The sequence below is a fragment of the Gordonia sp. CNJ-863 genome, from assembly GCF_001942325.1.
Classification (GTDB): Bacteria; Actinomycetota; Actinomycetes; order Mycobacteriales; family Mycobacteriaceae; genus Gordonia; species Gordonia alkanivorans.
The window spans coordinates 85,468-110,147 of sequence record NZ_MKKG01000055.1 but is presented as its reverse complement, the minus strand read 5'-3'; the positions used below and the strand labels follow the sequence as shown (position 1 = coordinate 110,147).

24 protein-coding genes and 1 pseudogene are annotated in these 24,680 nt (G+C 69.1%); 20 read left to right on the top strand and 5 right to left on the bottom strand.

The window, feature by feature from the left end; translation table 11 throughout:
* Window positions 1-4 precede the first annotated feature (4 nt).
* A complete protein-coding gene (locus BJF87_RS20765) occupies window positions 5-901 on the top strand; it encodes a DMT family transporter (protein ID WP_035751173.1) in 897 nt (298 codons plus the stop codon).
* A 4-nt stretch (window positions 902-905) separates the two neighbouring features.
* On the opposite strand, the gene BJF87_RS26325 is transcribed toward BJF87_RS20765, so the two are convergent.
* On the bottom strand, window positions 906-1,082 hold the full coding sequence (locus tag BJF87_RS26325) for a hypothetical protein (protein ID WP_005198672.1): 177 nt from the start codon (window positions 1,080-1,082) through the stop codon (window positions 906-908).
* Between the two features lie 185 nt (window positions 1,083-1,267).
* Here BJF87_RS26325 and typA point away from each other — a divergent pair, with 185 nt between their 5' ends.
* The 7 genes from typA (at window position 1,268) to cofG (ending at window position 10,514) form a co-directional block, all read left to right on the top strand.
* Complete coding sequence (gene typA, locus BJF87_RS20760; RefSeq protein ID WP_006359473.1) at window positions 1,268-3,178, top strand: translational GTPase TypA; 1,911 nt, start codon at window positions 1,268-1,270, stop codon at window positions 3,176-3,178.
* Window positions 3,179-3,244: 66 nt separating this feature from the next.
* Window positions 3,245-5,179, top strand: a complete 1,935-nt coding sequence (locus tag BJF87_RS20755) for an ABC transporter family substrate-binding protein (protein ID WP_006359472.1) — start codon at window positions 3,245-3,247, stop codon at window positions 5,177-5,179.
* A complete protein-coding gene (gene mshB, locus BJF87_RS20750; protein WP_006359471.1) occupies window positions 5,176-6,066 on the top strand; it encodes an N-acetyl-1-D-myo-inositol-2-amino-2-deoxy-alpha-D-glucopyranoside deacetylase in 891 nt (296 codons plus the stop codon). Before BJF87_RS20755 ends, mshB begins: the two co-directional genes overlap by 4 nt.
* 5 nt (window positions 6,067-6,071) lie before the next feature.
* Window positions 6,072-6,461: a hypothetical protein gene (locus tag BJF87_RS20745; RefSeq protein WP_006359470.1), complete on the top strand. Its 390-nt coding sequence runs from the start codon at window positions 6,072-6,074 to the stop codon at window positions 6,459-6,461.
* A gap of 62 nt (window positions 6,462-6,523) precedes the next feature.
* The gene (locus BJF87_RS20740; RefSeq protein WP_035751177.1) at window positions 6,524-7,678 is read left to right on the top strand and encodes an FO synthase; all 1,155 of its coding nucleotides are present in this window, start codon (window positions 6,524-6,526) and stop codon (window positions 7,676-7,678) included.
* Between the two features lie 41 nt (window positions 7,679-7,719).
* Window positions 7,720-9,210 carry an NAD(P)/FAD-dependent oxidoreductase gene (locus BJF87_RS20735; RefSeq protein ID WP_050918725.1) on the top strand — a complete coding sequence of 497 codons (1,491 nt, stop codon included), beginning with the start codon at window positions 7,720-7,722 and terminating at the stop codon, window positions 9,208-9,210.
* Window positions 9,207-10,514: a 7,8-didemethyl-8-hydroxy-5-deazariboflavin synthase CofG gene (gene cofG / locus BJF87_RS20730; RefSeq protein ID WP_006359467.1), complete on the top strand. Its 1,308-nt coding sequence runs from the start codon at window positions 9,207-9,209 to the stop codon at window positions 10,512-10,514. Before BJF87_RS20735 ends, cofG begins: the two co-directional genes overlap by 4 nt.
* Here the strand turns inward: cofG and BJF87_RS20725 are convergent.
* Together BJF87_RS20725 and BJF87_RS20720 are read right to left on the bottom strand one after the other, a co-directional pair.
* A complete protein-coding gene (locus BJF87_RS20725; protein ID WP_006359466.1) occupies window positions 10,511-10,894 on the bottom strand; it encodes a rhodanese-like domain-containing protein in 384 nt (127 codons plus the stop codon). The two genes, cofG and BJF87_RS20725, sit on opposite strands and share 4 nt — an antisense overlap.
* The gene (locus tag BJF87_RS20720) at window positions 10,891-11,484 is read right to left on the bottom strand and encodes a cysteine dioxygenase family protein (RefSeq protein WP_006359465.1); all 594 of its coding nucleotides are present in this window, start codon (window positions 11,482-11,484) and stop codon (window positions 10,891-10,893) included. Before BJF87_RS20720 ends, BJF87_RS20725 begins: the two co-directional genes overlap by 4 nt.
* Before the next feature lie 491 nt (window positions 11,485-11,975).
* Between BJF87_RS20720 and fdxA the strand changes: the two genes are divergently transcribed.
* A complete protein-coding gene (gene fdxA / locus BJF87_RS20715; protein WP_004019217.1) occupies window positions 11,976-12,305 on the top strand; it encodes a ferredoxin in 330 nt (109 codons plus the stop codon).
* A 60-nt stretch (window positions 12,306-12,365) separates the two neighbouring features.
* Window positions 12,366-13,508: a succinyldiaminopimelate transaminase gene (gene dapC / locus BJF87_RS20710; protein ID WP_006359463.1), complete on the top strand. Its 1,143-nt coding sequence runs from the start codon at window positions 12,366-12,368 to the stop codon at window positions 13,506-13,508.
* Between the two features lie 75 nt (window positions 13,509-13,583).
* On the opposite strand, the gene dapD is transcribed toward dapC, so the two are convergent.
* Window positions 13,584-14,549 carry a 2,3,4,5-tetrahydropyridine-2,6-dicarboxylate N-succinyltransferase gene (gene dapD / locus BJF87_RS20705; RefSeq protein WP_075863833.1) on the bottom strand — a complete coding sequence of 322 codons (966 nt, stop codon included), beginning with the start codon at window positions 14,547-14,549 and terminating at the stop codon, window positions 13,584-13,586.
* A gap of 214 nt (window positions 14,550-14,763) precedes the next feature.
* Between dapD and BJF87_RS20700 the strand changes: the two genes are divergently transcribed.
* The 10 genes and pseudogenes from BJF87_RS20700 (at window position 14,764) to BJF87_RS20655 (ending at window position 23,474) form a co-directional block, all read left to right on the top strand.
* Window positions 14,764-15,285, top strand: coding sequence for a DM13 domain-containing protein (locus tag BJF87_RS20700; RefSeq protein WP_035751180.1), 522 nt, complete (start codon window positions 14,764-14,766; stop codon window positions 15,283-15,285).
* Between the two features lie 82 nt (window positions 15,286-15,367).
* Window positions 15,368-16,464, top strand: a pseudogene (gene dapE, locus BJF87_RS20695) (succinyl-diaminopimelate desuccinylase).
* 52 nt (window positions 16,465-16,516) lie between these two features.
* Window positions 16,517-17,341 carry a TIGR00730 family Rossman fold protein gene (locus BJF87_RS20690; protein WP_006359459.1) on the top strand — a complete coding sequence of 275 codons (825 nt, stop codon included), beginning with the start codon at window positions 16,517-16,519 and terminating at the stop codon, window positions 17,339-17,341.
* Window positions 17,338-17,874 (top strand): TIGR00730 family Rossman fold protein, encoded by a 537-nt coding sequence (locus BJF87_RS20685; protein ID WP_006359458.1) that lies wholly within the window; start codon window positions 17,338-17,340, stop codon window positions 17,872-17,874. The genes BJF87_RS20690 and BJF87_RS20685 overlap by 4 nt, the downstream gene beginning before the upstream one ends.
* 77 nt (window positions 17,875-17,951) lie before the next feature.
* Window positions 17,952-19,778, top strand: a complete 1,827-nt coding sequence (locus tag BJF87_RS20680) for a long-chain-acyl-CoA synthetase (protein ID WP_035751183.1) — start codon at window positions 17,952-17,954, stop codon at window positions 19,776-19,778.
* Window positions 19,775-20,656 carry a dihydropteroate synthase gene (folP, locus tag BJF87_RS20675; RefSeq protein ID WP_006359456.1) on the top strand — a complete coding sequence of 294 codons (882 nt, stop codon included), beginning with the start codon at window positions 19,775-19,777 and terminating at the stop codon, window positions 20,654-20,656. The genes BJF87_RS20680 and folP overlap by 4 nt, the downstream gene beginning before the upstream one ends.
* Entirely contained in the window at window positions 20,653-21,666 is a 1,014-nt protein-coding gene (locus tag BJF87_RS20670; RefSeq protein WP_006359455.1) for a glucosyl-3-phosphoglycerate synthase, read from the top strand. Before folP ends, BJF87_RS20670 begins: the two co-directional genes overlap by 4 nt.
* A 147-nt stretch (window positions 21,667-21,813) precedes the next feature.
* Window positions 21,814-22,260, top strand: coding sequence for a DivIVA domain-containing protein (locus BJF87_RS20665; RefSeq protein ID WP_042375590.1), 447 nt, complete (start codon window positions 21,814-21,816; stop codon window positions 22,258-22,260).
* 102 nt (window positions 22,261-22,362) lie between these two features.
* Complete coding sequence (locus tag BJF87_RS20660) at window positions 22,363-22,530, top strand: DUF3117 domain-containing protein (protein ID WP_004019232.1); 168 nt, start codon at window positions 22,363-22,365, stop codon at window positions 22,528-22,530.
* A 41-nt stretch (window positions 22,531-22,571) separates the two neighbouring features.
* The gene (locus BJF87_RS20655; protein ID WP_230461816.1) at window positions 22,572-23,474 is read left to right on the top strand and encodes a putative RNA methyltransferase; all 903 of its coding nucleotides are present in this window, start codon (window positions 22,572-22,574) and stop codon (window positions 23,472-23,474) included.
* 20 nt (window positions 23,475-23,494) lie between these two features.
* Here BJF87_RS20655 and glgA read toward each other — a convergent pair whose 3' ends face one another.
* Complete coding sequence (gene glgA / locus BJF87_RS20650) at window positions 23,495-24,661, bottom strand: glycogen synthase (protein WP_196222010.1); 1,167 nt, start codon at window positions 24,659-24,661, stop codon at window positions 23,495-23,497.
* Between the last annotated feature and the right edge of the window lie 19 nt (window positions 24,662-24,680).

The window sequence follows — 24,680 nt, the reverse complement described above, 5'->3', positions numbered from 1 at the left end:
CCTGATGACGGATACCGCGCGACGCGACCTCCTGCTCCCACCTGGATTGATGGTGCTCGGCGCGACGTCGATGTATCTCGGTGCGGCGGTCGCCGTCGGCCTCTTCGACGACGTCGCTCCATCGGCGGTGGCGTGGCTGCGCATCGCCGGCGCCGCACTGGTGCTGCTGATCTGGGTCCGGCCGCCGCGGCAGGCGTGGCAGTGGTCCCGCCTGCGGCTTGCCGGGTGCTTCGGCCTGATCACCGCGGGAATGAACATCACCTTCTACGAGGCGCTGGCACACCTGCCGATGGGTACGACCGTCGCGCTGGAGTTCCTCGGCCCGATCACGGTGGCGGCCTTGGGTTCCCGCACCCGACGCGACATCGCGGCACTCGTGCTCGCGGGCCTCGGCGTCGTCCTCATCGCCGACGTCCGATGGTCGGGGACCGGCGTGGGAGTGCTGCTCGCGCTGGCCGCCGCTGCGTGCTGGGCCGGTTACATCGTGCTGGGGAAGCGGGTCGCGGCGCGCGGGGCGGGCGTCGAGGACCTCGCCACGGGCTTCGTGATCGCCGCACTCGTGACCTCGCCGCTGGCGTGGTGGGTGCTGGAGGCGGTAGACGGTCGGGGTTCTTCCGAGGCGGTGGGCGATGGGGTCTCTCCGGTCGCGCTGATCGGCCAGGGCCTGGTCCTGGGCGTGGCGTCGACCGCGATCCCGTACGCCCTCGACCAGGTCGTGCTGCGTCGCGTCGGGCGAGCGCGGTTCGCGATCCTGCTCGCGCTGCTCCCGGTGACGGCCGCGGTGATCGGCCTGATCGTCCTCGGTCAGGTTCCGCGGCCGCTGGAGGCCGTCGGGATCGCGGCAGTCGCGCTGGCGGTGGCGGTCCGATCGGTCGATGAGGACGAGATCCCGCCGAGCTGAGTGCTCAGGCGGCGCGTGCCTTCTTCAGCGCCTTGCTGAGTTCCTTCTTGCTCATGTCCGAGGTGTCGAGCTTGCGCATCCGGTGGATCACCACGGGACACCGCACGCACCGCGTGGTGCTCTTGCAGCATTTCTTCTTGGGCTTCAGAGAGCCCACCTTGGCCGCGTCGACCTTACCCATGCGGCGAGGTTAGCAGACCCTAATAACGGGTGCTCGGAAGCCTGTGATCGCGGTCTCACCACATAAACCGATACTCTGTAGCGTTGAATCCCTAGGTGATCTGCACTTGTCGCCGGTCAGAGCTGTTCGGCCGCGAGCTGAATGCCTGCCGCCGAGGCGGTCCCCATCAACACGAAAGAGAGCCTGTGAGCGCTGCCCCCACCTTCCGGAACGTCGCCATCGTCGCGCACGTCGACCACGGAAAGACCACCCTCGTCGACGCCATGTTGCGCCAGTCCGGCGTCTTCGGAGAGCGCGCCGAGGTCGTCGACCGGGTGATGGACTCCGGCGACCTCGAACGTGAGAAGGGCATCACCATTCTCGCCAAGAACACCTCGGTTCACCGGCGCCAGCCGGATGGCACCGAGGTGGTCATCAACGTCATCGACACCCCCGGCCACGCCGACTTCGGCGGTGAGGTCGAGCGCGGCCTGTCGATGGTCGACGGGGTCGTGCTGTTGGTCGACTCGTCCGAGGGGCCGCTCCCGCAGACGCGCTTCGTCCTCCGCAAGGCCCTCGCCGCCGAGCTTCCGGTGATCGTGGTCGTCAACAAGACCGACCGCCCCGACGCGCGCATCCAGGAAGTCGTCGACGAGACGCAGGACCTGCTCCTCGACCTCGCCTCCGATCTCGACGAGGAAGCCGCGAAGGCCGCCGAGCTCGTGCTCGAACTCCCGGTGCTCTACGCCTCCGGCCGCGCCGGCGTGTGTTCCATCGAGCAGCCCGCCAACGGCGAGATCCCGGACGCCGAGAACCTCGACGCATTCTTCGACGTCCTGCTCGAGCACGTCCCGGCGCCCAAGGGCGATCCGGAGGCCCCGCTGCAGGCCCACGTCACCAACCTCGACGCGTCGGCCTTCCTCGGCCGTCTCGCGCTCGTCCGCATCCACAACGGCACCCTGCGCAAGGGTCAGCAGGTGTCCTGGTGCCGCGAGGTCGACGGTGAGCCCGTCGTCGAGCGCGCCAAGATCACCGAACTCCTCGCCACCGTCGGCGTCGAACGCGCACCGGCGGAGTCGGCGGTCGCCGGCGACATCGTGGCCGTCGCGGGTATGCCGGAGATCATGATCGGCGACACCCTCGCCGACCTCGAGAACCCGAAGCCGCTGCCGCGCATCACCGTCGACGAGCCGGCCATCTCGGTCACCATCGGCACCAACTCCTCGCCACTGGCGGGTCGCGTGTCCGGTCACAAGCTGACCGCCCGCATGGTGAAGCAGCGCCTCGACTCCGAGCTCATCGGCAATGTGTCGCTGCGCGTGCTCGACATCGGCCGTCCGGACGCCTGGGAGGTACAGGGTCGAGGTGAGCTCGCGCTCGCGATCCTCGTCGAGCAGATGCGTCGCGAGGGCTTCGAGCTGACCGTCGGCAAGCCGCAGGTGGTCACCCGCAAGGTCGACGGCAAGGTCCAGGAGCCGTTCGAGCACCTGACGGTCGATGTGCCCGAGGAGTACCTCGGTGCGGTCACCCAGCTGCTGGCCGCCCGCAAGGGCCGCATGGAGCAGATGAACAACCACGGCACCGGCTGGGTCCGCATGGAGTTCATCGTCCCGTCGCGCGGTCTGATCGGCTTCCGCACCGACTTCCTCACCGAGACCCGCGGTACCGGTATCGCCAACGCCGTCTTCGACGGTTACGACGCCTGGGCCGGCGAGATCCGCGCCCGCCACACCGGCTCGCTCGTGAGCGACCGCTCCGGCACGGTGACCCCGTTCGCGATGATCCAGCTCGCCGACCGCGGCACGTTCTTCGTCAACCCGGGCGACGACAGCTACGAAGGTCACGTCGTGGGTATCAACCCGCGTCACGAGGACCTCGACATCAACGTCACCCGCGAGAAGAAGCTGACCAACATGCGTCAGTCCTCCGCCGACGTGATGGAGACGCTGGCCAAGCCCATGCAGCTCGATCTCGAGGCCGCCATGGAATTCTGTGCCGCCGACGAGTGTGTCGAGGTCACCCCTGAGGTCGTACGGGTGCGTAAGGTGCACCTGGACTCGAACACCCGCGCCCGTGAGCGTTCGCGGGCCAAGTCCCGGGACGCCGCGGTCAGCTGACCGCCGAGCCGGTCTCTCGCGCAAGCGGGAGACCGGCACTCGTCCGATCGACCGAGAAGCATCTTCATGGGGGTATCCGAGGTGAAACGCGCGAGGCCACAGGGTCGCGACGCCACGAACCGGACCCGGGGCCGTGTGCTCGGGTTGCTCTCGTGCGGCGCCGCTCTGCTCATCGCCCTGACGGCGTGCACGGCGGATCCGCCGCCGCCCGTCCGCGACACCGGTCCGCCGCCGACGCCGACCGAGTACCCGGTCGCGAAGACGGTCTTCATCGCCACCGACTCGGTCGGCAACGGGTTCAACCCGCACATCGCGGCCGACCAGAATCCGGTGACCACCGCGGTCGCCGCGATGACACTGCCGAGCGCCTTCTCGCCCGTGCAGACACCTGCCGGACCTGTCTGGGAACTCCAGCGCCACTTCGTCACCACCGCGGAGGTGACGTCGCGGCAGCCGTTCACGGTGACCTACCGGATCCACACCGACGCCCAGTGGTCCGACGGCCTGCCGGTCACCGGCGACGACTTCAGCTACCTGTGGCAGCAGATGTCGCGTCAGCCCAACGTGGTGGCCCCGGCCGGCTACCGCCTCATCGACTCCGTGCAGTCCCGCGAGGGCGGCAAGCTCGTCGAGGTGCGCTTCGAGCGGCCGTACCCGGCCTGGCGCGAGCTGTTCACCGGCCTGCTGCCCAGTCACGTCCTCAAGGGCGCCCCCGCCGGCTTCCAGACCGGCATGGACACCGGCAAGCCGGTGTCGGCCGGCCCGTACGCGATCGTCGGGATCGACAAGACCCGCGACGAGGTGCGGCTGGCCCGCAACGACCGCTACTGGGTGACACCGCCCCGACTCGACCAGGTCGTGCTCCGCCGCGCGGGCAACAACGCCCAGATGCTCGACTCCGTCCGTTCCGGCGACTCCGAGATCGTCGCGCTCGGGGCCTCGCCGGCGACCGCCGCCGAACTCTCGGCACTACCCGGCCTGGAGACCGAACGCAGCCTCACCTCGAGGTCACTGGGGATCAGCGTCAACGCCCGCACCGACGCGATGAGCTCGGTCGAGCTGCGGCGCGCGATCCTCGGCCTCGTCGACGCGCGGCTGACCACTTTCGCCGGTGCGGGGGACTGGATCGTGGAGCCGTACGCGAACACCGTCTTCGCGCCGTCCGACCCCGGGTACACGCCCGTCTCGCGGGCGCGACCCGATCGTGCCGCGGTCGACGCGCTCCTCGCCGACGCCGGATACCGCCGGGCGGACCCGGAGACGGCTGGAGAGGCCTCGCCCGTCCCCGAGCCATCCACCGGTGCGCCTGCGTCGGAATCGCCTTCTGCGTCGGGCTCGTCCACGCCGTCGACCCCGGCGGCGACGCCGACCCCCGGTGCGGTCGAGGTCGCCAAGCTGCCCGAGGGCGTCCTGCCGTTCCAGAAGGAGGGCCAGGACCTCCTCGTGCGTGTCGGCGCCGTCGCCGGTGACCCCCGCGCCACGTCGGCCGCGGCGAGCGTCGTCGACCAGCTCCGCAGCGCCGGAATCCGTGCCCAGGTGGTGACGATGCCGAACAGCGAGCTGTACGGCTCGGCGCTGACCCAGAAGCGCGTCGACCTCGTCGTCGGCTGGACCGGACTCGGTGTGCCGCCCGCGGCGTCACTGGCATCGCAGGTCGACTGCAACCAACCCAAACCGAGCACGGAGCCGTCGCCCGCCACACCGCCGACCCCGACCAGCATCGCGCCGAGCGGTGGGGACGTCGGCGACAGCTACGCCAGCAACATCTCCGGTCTCTGCGATCCCACGCTGATCGAACTCGCACGCAACGCGATGTCCGAGGACGACCCGATCTCGACGCTGGAGCAGGCGGAGCCGCTGCTGGCCGCGCAGGCCATCTACCTGCCGCTGTACCAGGATTCGATGATCGTCGGCGTCACGCCCGAGGTGCGCGATGTGCCGCTCACCGGCCCGATCCAGGAGTCGATCTTCGGGACCGCGGTCAACTGGGAACTCTCGTGACCGACGCTTCTCCCACCGCCGACCGGCGGCTGCTGCTCGTCCACGCCCACCCCGACGACGAGACGATCATGACCGGCGGGACCATCGCCCGCTACCTCGCCGAAGGCGTCGACGTTCGCGTCCTGACCTTCACCCTCGGCGAAGAGGGCGAGGTCATCGGAGACGAGTTCGCACAGCTCGTCTCCGACGGCGGCGCCGACCAGCTCGGCGGGTACCGCATCGCCGAACTGACCCGTGCCCTCGCCGCACTCAGCCCGGCCGACGGGCCGGCCCTGACGCCCCGCTTCCTCGGCGGGGCCGGCCGCTGGCGTGACTCCGGCATGGCCGGGGCGCCGTCGGCGGACCACCCGCGCGCGCTCGTCCGGGCGCCGTTCGACGAGCCGGTCGGCGTGCTGTTCGACCTGCTCCTCGGCTTCGCCCCGCAGGTCGTCGTCAGCTACGACGCGTCGGGCACCTACGGCCATCCCGACCACAAACTCGTCCACGAGGTCACCGCGGCCGCGGTCGCGCGTGCCCGGGAGGCCGGTGCGGGCCCGGCGAAGCTGTACGAGTCGGTCACCGAGCGCAGCGCCCTGGAGAACGGTCTCGCGGCGGCTCGCGCCGTGCCGGACGGTTGGCGGATGCCGCGGCCCGGCGAACTGCCGAGCTACCCCGACGACCGGATCACCACCGAGGTCGACGTGCGGGCGTACTACTCGCACAAGGTCGCCGGACTCGCCGCGCACGCCACGCAGGTGACCGTCGCGCCGTCGGGGACCGAGTACGCGCTGTCGAACAACATCCTGCAGCCGATCCACGACCACGAGCACTTCATCCTCACCGACCACGATCCGCGTGAGGCCCCCGGCAGCGACCGGGAGACGGACCTCTTCGCCGGGATCGGATAGCGAAGATGCCAGCGCTCGATCCGCATGTCCGCGACCGGCTCCTGCTGGCGCTGCTGACCCTCGACGGCTTCGTGGTGGGCCTGCTCAGCGTTGCCTTCGCGTACCTGCGGTTCGGCGGGGTCGCGTTGCCTGTCGCGGCTCTGATCGGCGGACTTCTCAACGCCGTGCTGCTGTGGCTGGCGGCCGGATACACCTCGTCACCGCTGCGCTATGCACCGCTTGCCGCATGGGGGCTCGTCGTCGTCATCGCCGGCGGGATCCCGGGGCCGGGTGGCGACGTCATCCTGAGCACGTCGGGAAACTACCTGGTGCAGACCCTTTTTCTGCTGGTGCTGGGTGTCGGCCCGGCGGCGTTTCTCGGCTGGACCCATCGGCTTCCCGAAGCCGACGACTGACTTTCCCCGCCGCCGTTCCCTCGGGGCGAAGGGTGTAACCGAACGAGCGTTAGAGTGTGGTCATGGTTCTGCGCGCGTGGGCCGAAGACATCACGGCCCCGATCGAGCGCGTCACGGCGGCCCTGAGTCGTCTCCGTGACGACCCGACAGCCCTCGGCCCCGATGCCCTCGACGACGAGGGCTGGGTCGCGCTGCTGGGCGCCTCCGGCACCCGGCTGGAAGAACTGTGCGAACTCGCCGACACCGTCCGGGCGAGGGTCACCGATCCCGACGCCGTGACCTTCGTCGTGAACCGCAATCTGGACACCGGGGTCGCCGCCCGACTCATCTCGGATGAACGCCGCCCCGGCGAGCCCGCGCTCGCCGAGCTGGTCGGGGAGGCCGTGGAACTCGGAGCCACCGAGATCTGCATGCAGGGCCCGTTGCCCGCCGACCGGCCGGCCACCGACTACGTCCGCCTCGTCGCGGAGATCACCGATGCGGCAGCCGGTCTGCACCTGCACGCGTACCGCGCTGCGGAGATCGCCGACGGTGCGGTCCGGACCGGGGTGCCGATCGTCGAACACCTCCGCCGCCTCCGCGCCGCCGGGCTCGGGTCGATCCCCGGGACCGCCGCCCAGATCCTCGACGACTCCGTCCGCGGGTTCCTGTCACCCACCGGCTCCGCACCCGCCCGCGAGTGGATCGAGGTCATCGAGGCCGCGCACGGCGTCGGACTCTTCTCGACGGCCACCATCGTCTACGGGCACGTCGAGACCCCGGAGCATCAGGTCGCGCACCTGCGGACACTGCTCGGGATCCAGCGCCGCACGGGTGGATTCAGCGAGCTGATCCTGATGCCGATGGTCGCCTCCAACACGCCGCCGCATCTGACCGCCGCCGCGACGTCGACCGCCTCGCAGCGGGAGACCCGCGCACTGCACGCGGTCGCCCGGCTGATGTCCGTCGGTCTCATCGACCACGTGCAGGTCGCCTGGACGAAGCTCGACCCCGACACCGTGGACCTGCTGTTGCGCGGCGGCGCCGACGACATCGGCGGCCTGCTGCTCGACGGTCGGCTCATGCCGGATGCCGGTCCGGAGGTGGGCCGGGTCCTCGACGCCGACACCCTCGTCGCCATCGCCGAACGCGCCGGTCGTACACCGCGTCAGCGCACCACGCGTTATGCCGAGCCGGAAGCCCATCGGTTGCTCCCGATCCCGCAGGTACGTTCGTGACGGTGACGACGACGCAGGGGGGTGAGCGGGTGGACATCGACATGTCGCAGGAGATCGATGTCGCCATCATCGGTGCCGGCTTCGCCGGTCTCGGGATGGCCACGCAACTCGCCCGTCGCGGCCGCGAATCCTTCGTCGTCCTCGAACGTGCCGACGCGGTGGGCGGCACCTGGCGCGACAATGTCTACCCCGGCATCGCCTGTGACATCCCCGCACACCTGTACTCGTTCTCGTTCCGTCCGCCGGCCGACTGGGCCTCGCGGTATCCGAGTGGGCACGAGATCCGCGACTACCTCGAGCTGACCGTCGCCGAAGAGGGCCTGGCCGAGCACATCCTGCTGAACTGCGAACTGCGGCAGGCGGCCTGGGACGAGGCCGCGGCCCGCTGGATGATCACCGCAGGCAACGGTGACGGACCGGGCCGGGCGTTCCGCGCGCGTAGTCTCGTCCTCGCCGTCGGCCGGTTGTCGGAGGCGAAGATCCCCGACATCGAGGGTCTCGGCCAATTTCCCGGTCAGGTCGTCCACACGGCGGCCTGGCACGACGACGTCGCCGTCGACGGTGCCCGGGTCGGTGTCGTGGGAACCGGTGCGTCGGCGGTGCAGCTCATCCCGCACCTGGCCGACGCCGCCGAGGAACTCGTCGTGTTCTGCCGGACCGCTCCCTACGTGGTGCCGCGCGAAGACCGCCGGTACTCGGCCGACGAACGCGCCGCCCTACTCGATCCCGAGGTCGCCGGCGAGGTCCGCCACCGGCTCCTCACCGAGGCCGACGGGGCGTTCCGGCAGCGACTCGGCCTCCACCCCGAAATCGACGAGATCCGGGCCCGCGCCCGCAACCATCTCCACGAGCAGGTCGACGATCCGGAGCTGCGTGACCACCTGACACCGGGTTACGAGATCGGTTGCAAGAGAATCCTTCTCAGCGACGACTTCTATCCTGCGTTGCAGCGGCCGAACGTGGTGTTCGAGCCGAGTGCGCTGGAGTCCATCACCGAGTCCAAGGCCACCGCGCGCAGCGGACGCACCTTCGACCTCGACCTCCTCGTCATGGCAACGGGTTTCGAGTCCGCGCGTCCGCCGGCCGCGAGCCGGGTCGTCGGCCGCGCGGGACTTCACCTCGCCGAGCACTGGTCATCGGGCATGACCTCGTATGCCTCGACCGTCGTCAGCGGATTCCCGAACATGTTCGTGCTCGACGGGCCGAACGCGGCGCTGGGCCACAACTCGGCGATCTACATGATCGAGACGCAGCTCGACTACGTGCTCGGTGCGCTGGAGTTCATGGGCGGCACCGACGTCCGGGCACTCGAGGTCTCGGCCGAGGCCGAGGCCGCCTACACCCGCGAGATCGACGAGCGCAGCGCGTCGACCGTGTGGCTGACCGGTTGCGACAGTTGGTATGTCGACCCGGAGAGCGGCCGCCTGACGCTGCTGTGGCCGGGGACCGCGGCGTCGTTCCGAGAACGCAACGGCACGTTCGATCCCGCGCCCTATCTGACCATCCTCGATTCATCGGAGGGGGAACGATGACCGACCTCGGCATCCCCGTGGTGCGGACCGAACCGGTGGAAAGTGTTGCCGGGGAACGTCCTTCACGTGAGGCGATCGATGCCGCCCTTGCCGCCGCCGAGGCCCGGGAGTCGATCGACATCGACCGGGCCGTCACGCTGCTGTCCTGTGCCGGAGAGGATCTCGTGCGCCTGCAGTCGCTCGCCGGCGCGATCCGCGACGAGGGGCTCGCCGCGGTCGGCCGGCCGCGGCAGGTCACCTACTCGCGCAAGGTGTTCATCCCGCTGACCCGTCTGTGCCGGGACCGGTGTCACTACTGCACCTTCGTGACCGTGCCCGGCAAACTCGCCCGCGCCGGCGAGGGGTTGTACCTCGAACTCGACGAGGTCGTCGACCTCGCCCGCCGCGGAGCCGACCTCGGTTGCAAGGAAGCCCTGTTCACGCTCGGTGACCGTCCCGAGGATCGGTGGCCGGAGGCCCGCGAATGGCTGGCCGAGCGCGGATACTCGTCGACCCTCGACTACGTCCGTGCGGCCGCGGTGGCCGTGCTGACCGGGACCGGCCTGCTGCCGCATCTGAACCCCGGGGTGATGAGCCTCGAGGAGCTCCTGCACCTGCGGCCGGTGGCCCCGTCGATGGGCATGATGCTCGAGACCACGTCGCGTCGTCTTTTCACCGAAAAGGGGCAACCACACTACGGCAGCCCGGACAAGGACCCGCTGGTCCGCATGCAGGTGCTCCGCGACGCCGGTGCCGCGCGAGTCCCGTTCACGACCGGCATCCTCGTCGGGATCGGCGAATCACTCCACGAGCGAGCCGAATCCCTGCTCGCGATCGCGGAGGTGCAGGCCGCGGGCGGCCACATCCAGGAAGTGATCGTGCAGAACTTCCGGGCCAAGCCCGACACCGCGATGCGATCCAACCCCGATGCGGAGATGAGTGAGTTCCTGGCGGCGGTGGCCGTCGCACGTATAGTGCTCGGGCCGCACATGCGGGTGCAGGCACCGCCGAACCTGGTGTCGCCGGCCGAATGCGCCGCGCTCATCGCCTCCGGAATCGACGACTGGGGCGGGGTGTCGCCGCTGACTCCCGACCACGTGAACCCCGAACGTCCCTGGCCCAACCTGGATGCGCTCGCTGCGCGGACCGCGGAGTCGGATTTCGTTCTCACCGAACGCATCACCGCGCAACCGACGTATGTGCTCGACGCCGCGGACTGGATCGACCCGGCCCTCACGCGGCATGTCGCCGCGTTGGCAGACCCGGCGACGGGCCTCGCCGTGGACACGCGGCCGGTGCCGCGGCCCTGGCCGGCCGTCGCCTAGCGGAGCACCGGCGCGAGCGCCTCGTACCCGCCGATCACGTCGGTTGCGCGATGCAGCCCGAGGTCCTGCAAGGCGGCTGCGGCGAGGCTCGACGTATAACCCTGCTGGCACAGGATGATCCACCGCACGTCGTGGTCGACGGCCTCGGGGATTCGGGCATCGCTGGCGGGATCGCACCGCCATTCGAGGACGTTCCGCTCGATGACGAGCGCCAGATCCGTCTCGCCCTCCTGGGCTCGCTGGGCGGCCGGCCGGATGTCGACGAGGACCGCTCCGTCCTCGAGTTCGGCGGGGACCGATGCGGCGTCGATGCGCTGCAGTCGTGAGCGTGCCTCGGCGAGGACGTCGTCGATGGTGCGTGGAGTCGGCTTGCCGCTCATTCGGGTTCGTCGGTCAGGATCGTGCGGGTACGACGCAGATGGCCGGCGTCGGCCACCTCGTAGTAGGACATCGCGGTGAGCGGCGGGGAGTAGGCGTGGACGCTGAGCGTCGGCCCGGCGACCTGGGTCGTCGGGTTCTTCACGACGTCGTGGACCCACCCGAGAGGGAAGGCCGCCTGGTCGCCGGCGTCAAGGACGCGCACAGCCAGATCGTCCCCCGTCCAGTGGTACTCCCGCAAGGACCCCGAGAGGACGGTCAGTGCGCCGAGCGAACCGGCGTGGTCGTGGAGTTCGGTGGCTTCGCCGGGCGTCCAGCTGATGAGCCAGACGTCGAGATCGTCGTCGGCGTAGAGGCGCGTCGACCAGCGGTGCGTGGTGTCCCATTCGGTGGGGAGCAGGGCGTCGTGCCGGCCGTCGAGGACATCGGCGACACCCTGGTCGGTGATGCGCAGCAGGTCGGCGGGACGCAGATGCGTCGGCAGGTGGGTCCGCGGGCGCGGTGCGTCGGCCGCCACCCGAGTCCGGGCGAGGGGAGGGACGTTCGGCGAGCGAAGAGAGGCAGACGTGGTGCGGGCAAGGGTCGAGGTCATGAAGAGATCCTTGAGGGAAATGGATGTGTGGGTCGGGAGCCGAGGATCAGCGACAGCGCATACACATGTCCCGCGACGCCGGCTCGAGCCCCGACACAGCGCAGAGGCTGGTGCGAGGGCGGCCCACAGCGACCGGATTCACGACGAACATGCCGCCGAGGATGCCCGACGGATCGGCGCTCGTCGAGAGTTGTCGGCACACTGAGCGAAAGTCCGAGTGTCGACGCGAAACGGGGGCGGGCAGCCTGCGACGTCGACTCGGGTTCGATGTGACCGTTCGACCCGTCCGTGATGTGATTCTCGTTACAGCAGGGCCTTATGTGCGCCCTGGAGCCGGGGGTGATTTCGTCGTGGGCACCGCCGGGGCGGATACTCTGGGTTGCGGTTCGACCAGCCCTCGGACCGCAACCGGCGCCGACGCCGGAGAGTCGTTCGACGCCGAACTGATCCTCCGCCTCGCGCCGACAACGATCTTCCTAGCGAAGGAGTGAGTGGTGACCTACATCATCGCGGAGCCTTGCGTCGATGTCCTGGACAAGGCTTGCGTGGAGGAATGCCCCGTCGACTGCATCTACGAGGGTGGACGCATGCTCTACATCCAGCCGGATGAGTGCGTCGACTGCGGTGCGTGCGAGCCGGTGTGCCCGGTCGAGGCGATCTTCTACGAGGACGATGTCCCGGATGAGTGGGAACCCTACGTCAGCGCCAACGCCGACTTCTTCGACGACCTCGGCTCGCCCGGTGGCGCGAGCAAGGTCGGCAAGACCGACGCCGACCCGGCGTTCATCAAGGGCCTGCCGCCCATGAACGAAGAAGACTGACAGCCCGACGACTCACCGTCTTCGAAGTAGACCGCCCGGACGGATAGGACTGACCTCGCAGTGAGCACTCCCACCTCTCGCGCAGCAGCGCCGCTGCGTGTGTCGGCGACGCGCGTGAGCGGTCGGCTGCCCGATTTCCCGTGGGACACCCTCGCGGGTGCCAAGGCCACGGCGCAGTCCCATCCCGACGGCATCGTCGACTTGTCGGTCGGCACGCCGGTGGATCCGGTGCCGGAGCTGATCCGAAACGCCCTCGCCGACGCCTCCGGGTTCCCGGGGTATCCGACGACCATCGGCACCACCGAGCTGCGCGAGGCCGCTGCCGAGTCGCTTGTCCGCCGCCACGGCGTCACCAACCTCGACCAGTCGGGCATCCTCCCGGTCATCGGCACCAAGGAGGCGATCGCCGGCCTGGCGTCGACCTTCGGTCTCGGCCCGGGCGACGACGTGGTGATCCCGGAGGTCGCCTACCCGACCTACGAGGTCAGTGCGTTGCTGGCCGGTGCCCGCGCCATCCGGGCCGACTCGACCGTCGCCCTCGGCCCGATGAACCCGGCGCTGATGTTCATCAACTCGCCGTCGAACCCGACCGGCAAGATCCTCGGCGTCGACCACCTGCGCAAGGTCGTCGGCTGGGCGCGCGAACGCGGCACCGTCGTGGTGTCCGACGAGTGCTACCTGGGGCTGAGCTGGGAGGGTGAGTCGCTCTCGATCCTCGACCCGCGGGTCTGTGACGGCGACCACACCGGTCTGCTCGCGGTGCACTCGCTGTCGAAGATCTCCAACCTCGCGTCCTACCGGGCAGGTTTCTTCGCGGGCGACACCGAGCTCATCGCCGAACTGCTCGCGGTTCGCAAGCACGCCGGCTTCATGCTGCCCTTCCCGATTCAGGGTGCGATGACCGCAGCACTCCGCGACGACACGCACGTCTACGAACAGCGTGAGCGCTACGCGGCTCGGCGTCGTACTCTGCTCGCCGCAGTGCAGTCGGCCGGTTTCCGCGTCGACCACTCCGAGGCCGGCCTGTACCTCTGGGCCACCCGCGACGAGCCGTGCCGCGATACCGTGGCCTGGCTCGCCGACCGCGGAATCCTCTGCGCCCCCGGCGATTTCTACGGACCGGCAGGGGAGAAGCACGTCCGCATGGCAATCACCGCCACGGACGAGCGCATCGCGGCCGCGGCCGCGCGACTCACCGCATGAACCCATCCCTTTCACGTGGAAACGCCACCCCGCGGGGTGGCGTTTCCAGGTAAAGAAGGCGGGTTTGCGGGGGCGTCAGTTGTGCTTGTGCAACGCCTCGTTGAGCGCGATGCCGTCGCCCTTCCACGGCACGACCTCGACCGCGCCGGTCAGGCTGTTCCGACGGAACAGCAGGTTCGACTGGCCCGCCAGGTCGCGCGCCTTGATCTGCGTGCCGTCCGGGCCGGTCACCTTGGTGCCGGCGGTGACGTAGAGACCGGCCTCGATGACGCAGTCGTCGCCGAGCGGGATGCCGCAGCCGGCGTTCGCGCCGAGCAGGCAGCGCTTGCCCAGCGAGATGATCTCCTTGCCGCCGCCGGAGAGCGTGCCCATCGTCGACGCGCCGCCGCCGATGTCGGAGCCGTCGCCCACGACGACACCCGCCGAGATGCGACCCTCGACCATCGACGACCCGAGAGTGCCTGCGTTGAAGTTCACGAAGCCCTCGTGCATCACCGTGGTGCCGGCGGCCAGGTGGGCGCCGAGACGGATGCGGTCGGCGTCACCGATGCGGACGCCGCCGGGGACGACGTAGTCGACCATGCGCGGGAACTTGTCGATCGAGTACACGGTGACCGGACCGCGGGCGCGCAGCTTGGCGCGCACCGACTCGAAGTTCTCGATCGCGCACGGACCGTGATTGGTCCAGACGACGTTGGTGAGCATCCCGAAGATGCCCTCGAGGTTCGCGCCGTGCGGCTCGATGAGCCGGTGGGAGAGCAGGTGGAGTCGGAGGTAGACGTCGTAGGCGTCGACCGGGGCGACCGACAGGTCGGCGATCCCGGTGCGGACCGCGACGGTCTTGACGCCGCGGGCCTCGTCGACACCGACCAGTTCGCGCAGTTCCGCCGGTGTCGACTCCTCGTCGAGGACGACGGTCTCGGCGGTCTCGACGCCGTCGAGTTCGGGTGCGGGGAACCAGACGTCGAGCACGACTCCCGGAGTCGACCCCCCGTCGATCACCGTTGCGATGCCAGTTGCGTGTGCGCCAGTAGTTGTCACGGCACCCGAGTCTAGGCGATCGGCCCGGGTGAACGACGCCGCGCCTCCCGCCGCCCGCCGCCGTCGGCGCATCGGGGCCGACGGGTGCCCGCCCGTCATCCGAATGGCTCAAAGTCCTGGTGGGGGCAGGTTCGGGGCTCGTATCGTCGCTGCCATGACCGGCCACGACCGACCTTCCCCACCCGCCCCGCGGCGCAGGCGTCGCTGGCCCTGGGTGCTCGGCGGCGTGGGCGTGCTGATCGTCGTCGCTGTCGCGGTCGCCGCGGTGATCTTCCAGCCGTGGCTGATCTTCGTCGACACCGAGGTCGACGACGAGATCCCGGTCGCCGTGACGCCGTCGACCTCGCAGGTCGGTCAACCGCCGCCCGCCGCGCCCGTCGTGCTGTCCGAAGGCCGGCTGATCAGCCACGAGCATTCGACCTCGGGAACCGTCACGATCATCGAGAAGCCGGACGGTACACGGGTTCTCGCCATCGAGGACCTCGACACCACCACCGGACCCGACGTCCACGTCTGGTTGTCGCAGGCCGAGGTCGTCGAAGGCTTCAGCGGTTGGCGGACCGCCGCCGATCCGCCCCACGTCGACCTCGGGACGATCAAAGGCAACAAGGGCAACCAGGTCTACGAGATCCCTGCCGACGTCGACCTCGACGCCTATCCCGCGGTGTTCCTGTGGTGTGTGAAGTTCAGCGTCTCCTTCGGCGCCGCCGAGCTGGCCGCACCGAACGCCGGCTGATCCATGTCGGTGGAGCCGAACCTTGCCGGTGGAGCCGAACCTTGCCGGTTGAGCTTGTCGAAACCCCAGATACGGTAGGCGCGTGAGCACCGCACTCGACCTCGCCGCCGATCCCGTCGAACTGACCGCCGCCCTCGTCGACATCGAGAGCGAGTCGCGCAACGAGTCGGCCATCGCCGACGCGGTGGAAGCGGCACTGCGGGAACAGACGACGGGCTTCGAGGTCCTCCGGCACGGCAACCGGGTACTCGCCCGCACCAACCGGGGGAAGGCGCAGCGCGTCATCCTCGCCGGGCACCTCGACACCGTGCCCGTCGCCGGCAATCTGCCGTCGCGACGCGAGAGGCATCCCGAGGAGGGCGACGTGCTGCACGGCTGCGGCACCGTCGACATGAAGTCGGGCGACGCCGTATTCCTGCACCTCGCCGCGACGCTCGAGGATCCCGCCCACGACCTGACGCTGATCTTCTACGACTGCGAGGAGATCGCCGCCGAGTTCAACGGCCTCAACGACATCGAGCGGGAACTGCCGGAGTGGCTCGCCGGTGACGTCGCCATCCTCGGCGAACCCACCGCCGGTCTCATCGAGGCGGGTTGTCAAGGGACGCTGCGCGTTCGGCTCTCGACGTCGGGAACGCGATCGCACTCGGCCCGCTCGTGGATGGGGGACAACGCGATCCACAAGCTCGGGGGAGTGCTGACCACGCTGGCCGCCTACGAGCCGCGCCGCGTCGACATCGACGGCTGCGAGTACCGCGAGGGACTCTCGGCGGTCGGGCTCGGCGGCGGCGTCGCAGGCAACGTCATCCCCGACGCCGCGCACGTCGACGTGAACTTCCGCTTCGCCCCGGACCGTTCCGTCGAGCAGGCCCTCGACCACGTCGCGAGGTCTTCGCCGCCGACCTCGCCGACGGCACGGTCACCCTCGAGGTCACCGACGCCGCGGCCGGTGCGCTCCCCGGCCTGGCCCACCCGGCGGCCGCCGCGCTCGTCGAGGCCGCGCAGGGACGCTTCCGCGCCAAGTACGGCTGGACCGACGTCTCACGGTTCTCCGCCCTCGGCATCCCCGCGGTGAACCTCGGGCCCGGCGACCCGAACCTCGCGCATCGTCGGGACGAGCGCGTCCCGGTCGAGCAGATCCGCACGGTCACCGAGCTGCTGCGCGCGTACCTGTCCTGAGCCCGGCCGACGCCGGCCGGGAGCCGCATCGCACGCTGCTAGCGTGAGCCGCATGTCGACCGATCCGGAACCTCTCGCCACCGACTCCGCCGCTGACGACGTCTGCTACGTCGGCCCCATCCGCATGCGGCCGGAGCAGCGCGGCAAGACCACGGACCGGCGGCTTCTCGAATGGGTCGACCCGCGCGATGCGGATCGTCGCGCCGAACGCACGATGCGCGACTCGTGGCGGGTCCTGCGCATCCAGTCGGAGTTCGTCGCGGGCTTCGACGCGATGAGCGAGGTCGCCGAGGCGGTGACCGTGTTCGGCTCGGCCCGGCTGAAGCCGGATTCGCCGGAGTACGCACTCGGCGTGCGCGTGGGTCGTGCGCTCGGCGAGGCCGGCTACGCGGTGATCACCGGCGGCGGGCCCGGCGCGATGCAGGCGGCCAACCAGGGTGCGCACGAGGCGGGTGCCCAGTCGATCGGGCTGAACATCGAGCTGCCCTTCGAACAGGGCCTCAACCCCTGGGTCGACCTCGGCATGAACTTCCGCTACTTCTTCGTCCGCAAGACGATGTTCGTGAAGTACGCGCAGGCCTTCGTCTGCCTGCCGGGCGGCATGGGCACGCTCGACGAGCTGTTCGAGGCGCTCACCCTGGTACAGACCAAGAAGGTGGTGCGATTCCCGATCGTGTTGGTGGGCAGCGACTTCTGGGGCGGCCTGCTCGACTGGATGCGCGACGTGCTGGCCGCGCGCGGGATGATCTCGCCCGAGGACCTCGACCTGCTGACCGTCGTCGACGACCCGGACGACGTCGTCGCGACGATCGAGGCCGCCGCCCCGACGCAACCCGGCGTGAACCAGTCGGGAGTCGATGGCACGATTGCCCGGTGAGTGCCGTCTGTGTCTACTGTGCGTCCGGTCCCGTCGAGCAACGCTTCCTCGATCTCGCCTCCGAGGTGGGGGCGGCGCTCGCGCGTGCCGGTCACGTCGTCGTCTCCGGCGGCGGCAACGTCTCGATGATGGGTGCGCTGGTCACGTCGGCGCGCGCGGCGGGCGGCAACACCATCGGCATCATCCCGAAGGCGCTGATCGAGCGCGAGGTGGCAGACCTCGGGTCCGACGAACTCGTCATCACCGAGACCATGCGTGAGCGCAAACGCATCATGGACGAGCGTGCCGACGGTTTCATCACGCTCCCCGGGGGTATCGGAACTCTCGAGGAGCTGTTCGAGACCTGGACGGGTGGGTACCTGGGCATGCACGAGAAGCCGGTGGTCCTGCTCGATCCTTTCGATTTCTACGCGCCGCTCCTCGGCTGGCTGCGAGAGTTGTCGACAACCGGTTTCGTCTCCCAGCGGTCGTTGGATCGACTGCTGGTCACGGCCTCTGTCGACGAGGCGATCGAGTTGGCGACACAGCGGTAGAAACTTCCTACCGGCCGGTAAGGTGGCGCGGTGAGTGCGCGGGGCACTCACGACGCCCAGCGGAGAGCGGAGGCCACATGCCAGAGACCCAGCCCAAGGACGTCCAGACGGACTCGACGACAGACGGTTCGAATCAGGACACGGTGAAGACGGTCGGGGTGGGGGATCTCCTGCGCGGCGTGGCCAGGATGGCGCCACACGCGACCGGGATGATCAAGCACGCGCCGGGCCTGATCCGGCGGCCGCCGGAAGCGAAGAAGACGATCGGCTCGGTCTTCCAGAAGCATGCGAGTGCCCATCCGGACCGCCCGTTCGTCCGGTTCGAGGGCCGCACGACCACCTACGGCGAGGCCAATCGCCGGGTGAACCGTTACGCCGCAGTTCTTTCCGAGGCCGGTGTGGGCAAGGGTGACGTGGTCGCCCTGCTCTCCAAGAACAACACCACCGATCTGCTGCTGATGCTCGCGACGGTGAAGCTCGGCGCGATCGCCGGAATGCTGAACTACAACCAGCGCGGCGAGGTCCTCGAGCATTCGGTCAAGCTGCTCGGGGCCAAGGTCCTCGTCCACGACCCGGACTGTGCCGAGGCCTTCGAGTCGATCCCGGAGTCGGCGCTGCCCGACCATGTCTTCGACTTCGCCGAGTTCGACGCGGTCGCCGAGGGCAAGGCGGACACCGACCCGGAGGTCACCGCACAGCTGCCGGCCTCGACCAAGGCCTTCTACATCTTCACCTCGGGCACGACCGGGATGCCCAAGGCCAGCGTGATGAGCCACAACCGATGGCTGGCCAGCTTCTCCGGTATCGGCGGTCTCGCGGTCCGCCTGCGCCACAGCGACACCATGTACGTGCCGCTGCCGCTCTACCACAACAACGCACTGTCGGTGTCCCTGTCGTCGGTGCTCGCGTCGGGGGCATGCTTCGCGATCGGCAAGTCGTTCTCGGCGTCGAAGTTCTGGGACGACGTGATCCTCAACCGCGCCACCGCCTTCTGCTACATCGGTGAGTTGTGCCGCTACCTGCTGGCGCAGCCGGAGAAGCCCACCGATCTGCAGCACTCGGTGCACACCGTGGTCGGAAACGGGATGCGCCCCGACATCTGGGACGAATTCCGTGAGCGGTTCGGCGTGGACCGCGTTGTCGAGTTCTACGGCGCCAGCGAGCTCAACCTCGCCTTCGTCAACGCCTTCACCGTCGACAAGACGGCCGGGTTCTGCCCTCTGCCGTACAAGATCGTGGAGTACGACGAGGAGGGCAATCCCAAGCGCAACTCCGAGGGCCGGCTGACCGAGGTCGGCAAGGGCGGTACGGGCCTGCTGCTCGCGCAGATCTCCAACCGGGTGCCGGTCGACGGCTACACCGACGAGGAGGAGACCGAGAAGAAGATCGTGCGCGACGCCTTCAAGGAGGGGGACTCGTACTTCAACTCGGGCGACCTCGTCCGCGATCAGGGCTTCGCGCACATCGCCTTCGTCGACCGCCTCGGCGACACCTTCCGGTGGAAGGGTGAGAACGTGGCCACCACCGAGGTGGAGGGTGCCGTCGACTCATACGACGCGGTGGCCCAGTCGGTGGTCTACGGCGTCGAGGTACCCGGCACCGATGGCCGCGCCGGGATGGTGGCGATCAAGCTGCGCGACGGTGCCGACCTCGACCCGAAGCGGCTCGCCGAACACCTCTACAAGGCGCTGCCGTCCTATGCGGTGCCGCTGTTCGTGCGGATCGTCGACGACTTCGAGCAGACTTCGACGTTCAAGAACCGTAAAGTCGAACTCCGTAAGGAAGGTTATGCCGACGCCGAGGCCGATCAGGTCTACGTGCTGGTCGGCAAGGAGAAGGGCTACGTGGAGTACTACGAGGATTACCCCGACGACGTGGCAGCCGCCAAGGTCCCCAAGGGATGACCGTTTCGCCGACCCTGTGCGGTCGTCCGGTGGCCGTCGACCGTGCGCTGGTCATGGCGATCGTCAACCGCACCCCTGACTCCTTCTACGACCGTGGCGCCAGCTTCGACGACACCGCTGCACAGCGGCGCGTCGACCAGGTGGTCGCCGAAGGTGCCGACATCATCGATGTCGGCGGGGTGAAGGCAGGGCCCGGCGAAGAGGTCGACGCGATGACCGAGGCGGCTCGCGTGGTGCCGATGATCTCGTGGATCCGGGAGCGCCACCCGGATGTGCTGATCAGCGTCGACACCTGGCGCAGCGAGGTCGCCGACCAGGCGTGCGCGGCGGGGGCCGACCTCATCAACGACACGTGGGCCGGAGTCGACCCCGAGGTCGTCGCGGTCGCGGCCGAACGGGGTGCGGGGATCGTGTGTTCGCACACCGGCGGTGCCGTCGTCCGGACCCGTCCGCACCGCGTCTCCTACGGCGATTCCGTCGACGCGGTGGTGGCCGACGTGCTCGACGAGGTGACCGGGGCGGCGGAGCGGGCCCTGGCAGCGGGCGTACATCGAGACGCGATCGTTATCGACCCGACGCATGATTTTGGCAAGAACACTCACCACGGGCTCGCACTGTTACGCCGTGTAAAAGATCTTGTTAATACGGGTTGGCCAGTCCTGATGGCGCTGAGCAACAAGGACTTTGTGGGGGAGACTCTGGGTACAGACCTGGAGCAACGGTTGGAGGGAACCCTCGCCGCGACCGCTCTGGCCGCCGCCGAAGGCGCCCGGATCTTTCGCGTACACGAGGTCGCCGCCACCCGTCGTGTGGTCGACATGGTCGCTGCCATCGCGGGAACGAGACCGCCCGCCCGAACAGTCAGGGGACTTGCATGACCAAGCAGAAGCGACGTAACCCCATCGGTCGCGATAAGGCCGCCGTCTGGCCGACGCCGGCCGAGGAGCTCGGTACCAAGCGGCAGTGGTCGGCGACCCACACCTGGGAGCAGCCGGACTGGACCATCGACGAACTCGTCGCCGCCAAGGACGGACGCACCGTATCGGTGGTGCTGCCCGCCCTGAACGAGGAGGAGACCGTCGCCGACGTGATCGCCTCGATCATGCCGCTGTACGGCACGCTCGTCGACGAACTGATCGTCCTGGACTCGGGCTCCACCGATGCCACCGCCGAGCGTGCGCTCGCGGCCGGTGCGCAGGTCATCAGCCGTGAGGAGGCGGTGCCCGAGCTCGAACCCGTCAAGGGCAAGGGTGAGGTGCTGTGGCGTTCGATCGCCGCGACCACCGGCGACATCATCGCCTTCGTCGACTCCGACCTCATCGACCCGGACCCCATGTTCGTGCCGAAGATGCTCGGCCCGCTCCTGGTGAATCCGGAGATCCACTTGGTGAAGGGCTACTACCGCCGTCCGCTGCGTACCGGCGGCACCCAGGACGCCAACGGCGGCGGCCGCGTCACCGAACTCGTCGCCCGCCCACTGCTGGCCTCCCAGAAGCCCGACCTCACCGCGGTCCTGCAGCCGCTCGGCGGTGAATACGCCGGCACCCGCGAGATGCTGTCGTCGGTGCCGTTCGCGCCCGGCTACGGCGTGGAGATCGGTCTCCTCATCGACACCTACGATCGGTACGGCCTCGGCGGCATCGGACAGGTCAACCTCGGCGTCCGCACCCACCGCAACCGTCCACTCATCGAGCTCGGCGTCATGAGCCGGCAGATCGTCGGCACGCTGATGCGCCGATGCGGCATCGAGGACTCCGGCGTCGGACTCACCCAGTTCACCGCCGAGCCCGACGGCTCGTTCACGCCGCACACCACCGAGGTCTACCTCGAGGACCGTCCGCCGATGAACACCCTCCGCTCGATCGACTCCAAGGTGATGGCCTCCTAGCCATCCGGCCACACCCCGACTCCGGCGACACCCTGACACGCCTACGGCGTGCCGCAGTGTCGCCGGATTCGTGTGCGGAGGCGATCGCCGGCCCGGCCGCCAGGTGCCGCCGGGGCCGCGCGCCGGCGGTCTGTCAGGATGGAATGCATGCAGACCCTGCTGCTGTACCTGCTGATCATGGCGCTCGTCGCCGGGGCAGTGTTCGCCGTCGTGTGGTTCGTCTTCGGGCGCGGGGAGGAACTGCCCCCGGTCGAACCCGACACCACACTGACCCGCCTGCCGAGGGTCGGGATCGGCGGCGACGACGTTCGCGCGTTGCGTTTCGCGCAGACGTTCCGGGGTTACAAGCAATCCGAGGTCGATTGGGCGCTGGCGCGTCTCGCACGCGAGGTCGACGACCTCCGCGCGGTCATCGCACGGCTCCGGGAGCGCGAGTCTGGGTCAGGTCCGCTCCCCGGCGCCACGGGCGTCCCCGAGGCTGCCGAAGACGATGCCGCCGCCCCCGAGAATGGCCGGGATCAGGCGGCTTACGACGACCCGACCCCCAATCCCGCCTCCCGCGAAGCAGGTCCGTCGATACGCTCGGAGAGGTGAGCAGAGCACACCGGAACAACGCTTGTGTCGCGCACTCGCATTCGATTGAGACGACGACACGTATCATGTTCGAAGCAGGGACACTGTGAAGGGAGCTTGAGAATGGCGGCAATGAAGCCACGTACTGGGGACGGCCCCCTCGAAGCGGCCAAAGAAGGGCGTGGAATCGTTGTCCGGATTCCGATCGAGGGCGGAGGTCGCCTCGTCGTCGAGCTGACCGCCGACGAAGCCGCCGCACTGGGTGAGGAACTCCGCGGGGTCACCGGCTGAACGGAGATCTCGCCGACGTCGTCGAGCTGCTTCGATGCCCGGTGTGTGCCGGGTCATTCGAGACCGGACCTCTCGGGACCGGGCACGACGAAACTTCCCCGGCCGCAGCCGGGTCTGGACCGTCACCGCGTGGAGTCGCACTCCGCTGCGGTGACGGTCACTCCTTCGACATCGCCAAACAGGGTTACGTCTCGCTCCTCGACGGACGTTCGGGATCGCTGCGTGCCGACACCGCGGCAATGGTCGCGGCCCGTGCGCGTGTCCACGACGCCGGATTCTTCACCCCGGTCCTCGCCGCGGTCGCGGACCGGACACGCGAATTAGGTGCCGGTGTCGACAAACCCGTCGTACTCGACGCCGGAGCCGGTGGCGGTCACTACCTTCGCGCCGCGGTCTCCGCGCTCGCCGACTCGTCGCCGTCCGTCCGGGCACGGGGACTCGGCATCGATCTCTCCAAATTCTGTGCGCGGGCGATCTCCCGCGGCACCCCACGACACGCCGCAATCGTCGCCGACATCTGGCGTGGCCTACCGATCGCCGATGACGCTGCCACTGTTGTGCTCTCGGTGTTCGCCCCGCGCAACGCCGCCGAGTTCGCACGGGTACTCCAACCCCACGGTGGGCTCGTCGTGGTCAGCCCGGCTGCCGACCACCTCGCCGAGATCATCGAACCGATGCAGATGCTGCGGGTCGACTCCGGCAAGTACGAACGCCTCCAGGCCACCTTCGCCGACGGTTTCGAGGTCGTCGACTCGTCGACGATCCGGCACGTCATCGAACTCGACGCGCAGACCGTGGGCGACCTGGTGGCGATGGGGCCGTCGGCCTTTCATGCCGACGACGCCGACATCCGCTCGCGTGCAGACGCATTCGTGGGAGGTGGCACCGTGGGCGTGACACTGTCGGTGGTCGTGACGACCTGCCGCCCGATCGCGCAGGGCTGACCTGCCGCAACGGCGCGCTGTCAGCGGAGTACGGACCGGTACACCCCTAGGGTCTGTTCGGCGATCGTCGACCAGGAGAACTCGGCTTCGGCACGCTCGCGGCCGGCCGCACCCATCGCCGTGGCCGCGACGGGATCTCCGACGACGGCGTTGACCGTCTGGGCGAGATCGTGTTCGAAGGTCTGCGGATCGACGGGGTCGTAGGGCACCAACCGGCCGGTGACGTGATCGCGCACCACCTCCGGGATACCGCCGACTTCCGACGCCACGACGGCGGTCCCGCAGGCCATGGCCTCCAGGTTCACGATGCCGAGCGGTTCGTACACCGACGGGCACACGAAGACCGATGCTGCAGTGAGGATCTCGCGGATGCGGGGGAGCGGCAGCATCTCCCGTATCCAGTGCACGCCGGGTCGTGACGCGGACAGCTCGCCGACCGCCGACTCGATCTCGGCGCCGATCTCCGGGGTGTCGGGGGCGCCGGCGCAGAGCACGAGCTGGATGTCCGGATCGAACCGGTGGGCGGCAGCGACGAGATGGGCGACGCCCTTCTGCCTGGTGATACGGCCGACGAAGGCGACGATCGGACGCTCCGGATCGACGCCGAGCGCAGTCAGCGTCGATTCGGGGCCGAACGGGTCGTCGACGGGATACCACTGGTCGGTGTCGATGCCGTTGCGCACCACGTGGACACGTTCGGGATCGAGATGCGGATAGGTGGTGCAGATCTCGCTGCGCATCCCCGAGCTCACGGCGATCACCGCGTCGGCGTACTCGACCGCGTTGCGCTCGACCCAGCTCGACACCCGATAACCACCGCCGAGCTGTTCGGCCTTCCACGGGCGTGACGGTTCGAGCGAATGCGCGGTGAGGATGTGAGGGACGCCGTACAGCTGCGCGGCGACGTGCCCGGCGAGGCCGGTGTACCAGGTGTGGGAGTGCACGACGTCGGCGCCTTCGGCACCGACGGCCATCCGCAGGTCGGCGGACAGCGTCGTGATCGCCGCATTCGCGCCGGCCAGGCCCGGGTCCGGCGAATAGACCGCCGCGGTCTCCCGCTCGGCACCCATGCAGTGCACATCTACGGTGGCGAGATCGCGTAGGTGGCGGACCAATTCGGTGACGTGTACACCGGCGCCGCCGTACACCTCGGGTGGATACTCCCGTGTCATCATCGCCACCCTCATATCGACGACGCTAGTGGCA